The sequence below is a fragment of the Neisseria sp. P0008.S004 genome, from assembly GCF_051962755.1.
Classification (GTDB): domain Bacteria; phylum Pseudomonadota; class Gammaproteobacteria; order Burkholderiales; family Neisseriaceae; genus Neisseria; species Neisseria subflava_A.
This window is the reverse complement of record NZ_JBQCUZ010000022.1, coordinates 1-2,978: the sequence shown is the minus strand read 5'-3', so window position 1 is coordinate 2,978 and position 2,978 is coordinate 1. Positions and strand designations below refer to the sequence as shown.

Below are 2,978 nucleotides of genomic sequence, written 5' to 3'. Positions count from 1 at the left end.
GGCCACTTTATGCTCGGTGCCGCCTTGGCCTACGCCAACGGCGCCGACCCGCTTGCCGGCGGCAGCGCTGCCGTTGCTGCCGAACGCGCAGCCGAATACCTGACCAAACAATACGACGACGGCAAGACCGCGATTGACCCGATAAGCGGAAAATTCAATCCCAACCTTCTGCCCGAGCACATTAAAGAAGAGATCAAAGCGCAGACCGGGGCGCTTGCTTCGGTGGTGGGTGCGGCCGGAGGCAGTCTGAACGGCACGAACAGCAGCAACGGAGCGTTGTTTGATGCGCAAGTTGCCGGGACGGTCGGACAGAATGCGGTGGAGAATAACTATCTGAGCAAAGAAGAAACCATCGAGTTTGAAAGAAGATTGGAACAATGCGCGATAGGCGATAAAAAATGTCTGGATGAAACATTTGCAGACGCCCGTATGCGCAGCGCAAAAAACCGCAATGATTTGATACTGCAATGCCAACGCGGAGGCGACCAAGATCCTGCGTGCGCCGCGAAAAAAGTTGAAATACGTGAAGGCTTGCAATATGTCACCAGTGAAGAATATGCGCCGCTTTATGCAAGCAGGCAGTATCCACCCAGAAGAAAATGGGCTCAACTTGAGCCTGTTACACAAACCGATTCTATTTCACCTAACCAAGCAGGAGACGATGCAAAAAACTTACCGGTCGTTACCGTTCTCCCCGATTGGATCGGCAAAGAAGGTTACAGCAGCCGGCACTTTATCATTTGGGAAAATATGACCGATATTGCCTATTTGGAGAGTGACCGTCAAAAAGCTGCCGATATCACCCATTATCTCGACGGCATTTCATTTAACCACACCAATCAGCGTAAGAGCCTGTTACGTCCGTCCGATTTTTGGTACACCCTTCGTGGCGCTTTCTCAGTAGGAAAATCGCCCCGTCTCGGCAATCTCCCCCAGCAGGTAGCTGATGGCCAACAGCCGGACAAACCATTTACTGAGCGGGCAGTTGAGAAAGTCTTCAGTGCCCCATTTGACATACGCGTTGCCGATCGTATCTTGATTGATACCGGAGAAGGCATTATCGGTCTCGGTGAAGGATTATGGAACGGAGGGAAGTACGTCATTCAAAATCCGGATCGGGTCTGGAATAAGCTGGAACAGTTGGCTACCAACCAAGAGGAGCGGGATAAAGTAATCGATTCTGCCGGTACAGCCATCCGGCACGAATGGAGCCTGTTCAAACGGCATAGCAGCAATTTCGGACATGCTGTTGCCAATGGCAATTTGGGTGATGCGGTCGATGACATGGAAACGGCTACAGCCAATGTAGGCGGTTTTATCGTTCCCGGAAAAGCTGCAAAACACGGTGGAGAAATCATCAGTAAAGGGGTTCGCTATGTAGGCGGGAATTTGGTTGGCGAAAGCGGGAGGTTTGCGCGAAAAGTCGCAGACAACGGGAAGCAAGAGCTTCAAAAAATAAAGGAAGGCTTTGACAATTTCTGCCATGGTGCGCAATGCGGACTGGCCACACCGGAGGGTATCGGATTGCCGCACAGAGTGCAGCCTGAAAGCCCGTCTCTTCCAATGGAAAGCCGTGCGCACGGCAAGGGCGGCACCAAATCCGGCGCAACCGGCAAAGGCAGCACATCAGCCAAAGGAAGCGGGCAGCCCGAATCTTCGCCACCCAAAGGCGGCACGGCGGGAGAGAAGTTTGACAAAGCGGTAGGCAATGTTGCGGAGAAAGTCGGACAAGGGAATGCGGTATATGATCAGACCTTTGGCAAGCAGGGCGGAATCGGGCGTCTGGAAGAAAATGTGCACAACAAACAGCCTCCCGCCCGCAATAACCGCTTGAACACGAATAACTCGAAACTTCAGAATAGCACCCAAACTATTTCGTCTGATACAATTATCAAAGACGGATCGCATTTTGATCAGAAAGGAAAACTAAAACCAAATGTAACATATCAAGCCGGAGAGTTTGAATATATATACCAAACTGATCATCTTGGGCGGTTAAAAACATGGGAAGCACAAGAGCTTCAGTTAACCAAACGTTCCGACAGGCTTCATCATAACCCTAATACTCCGGGAAAACTCAGTGGTGATCATGCTGGTCATTTGGCGGGAGATAGATTTGGCGGGTCTCCAAAGTTGGATAATCTGGTATCCCAGCTTAGCGGAGTTAATTTAAGCAATTATAAAATTCTAGAAAATGAATGGGCAAATGCATTAATGGAAAAGAAACGCGTAACGGTAAATGTTGATATACAATACAAGGGAAATAGTTTAAGGCCAGATCATTTTGTTATTCAATATGAAATTGATGGCATTAAAAAAGTTGAAAAGATTTACAACACAGGAAAGTAAAAATGAAATTTGAAGATAAGATATCAGAAATACAAGAACGTATGCTTAGCTTGGCACTTGAATTTTCAGGAGAGGGGGTTACCGCTGTCTATATATATGGTGCAAGGGAAAGAAACGTATTGTCTTTTGATGCTTTTTTTAAAGTGGGTAATAAAATTATGAGAAAGGAGTCTTTTAATACAAAAGAGATTCAATGGCAGTTTCTTAATCTTGGAATGGAAGATTATTCGGAACTATGCTCTGTCTTTGCCGAGAATCATCAGGAAATTCCAACTCAGTTGAAACTCATATATGACAATGTAAATCAGAAAGCATCCGCTAATTATTCATATGAAAAATTTTTCTCGCATAGAGATGATTTAACACCGGGTAATATTTTTGAACAATGGTTTAAAGAAGAAAAGCAAAAAACAGAAAACCCGTATGGCTAATCATGATTCCATAATGCAGATTAAAGGCAGCCCGAAACCCCATTCAGGCTGTCGTTTGCATTTGGGCACGCTGGCTTTCAGCCTGCTGCTCGGTTTCGGTTCGGCTCTGATTGTGCCCGCCGCCGCAGCCGCAGCACGCAGGTGCAGGATGGCAGCAGCGCCGAAGCCGTCGGCAGCTCGCTGACGGCCGGCCGCCAT

3 protein-coding genes are annotated in these 2,978 nt (G+C 47.9%); 2 read left to right on the top strand and 1 reads right to left on the bottom strand.

What is annotated here, in order from left to right; translation table 11 throughout:
• Nucleotides 1-2,349, top strand: a 2,349-nt coding sequence (locus ACTHSW_RS10725; RefSeq protein ID WP_440373906.1) for a DNA/RNA non-specific endonuclease, incomplete at its 5' end; no start/stop codon positions are given.
• A gap of 2 nt (nucleotides 2,350-2,351) precedes the next feature.
• Nucleotides 2,352-2,780 (top strand): hypothetical protein, encoded by a 429-nt coding sequence (locus ACTHSW_RS10720; RefSeq protein WP_070461644.1) that lies wholly within the window; start codon nucleotides 2,352-2,354, stop codon nucleotides 2,778-2,780.
• Here the strand turns inward: ACTHSW_RS10720 and ACTHSW_RS10715 are convergent.
• The coding region (locus tag ACTHSW_RS10715) for a hypothetical protein (RefSeq protein WP_440373905.1) at nucleotides 2,781-2,978 on the bottom strand (198 nt) is incomplete at its 5' end.

Coding starts and splice junctions, on each gene's coding strand:
- ACTHSW_RS10720 (WP_070461644.1), top strand. CDS start 2,352: ATGAAATTTGAAGATAAGATATCAGAAATACAAGAACGTATGCTTAGC.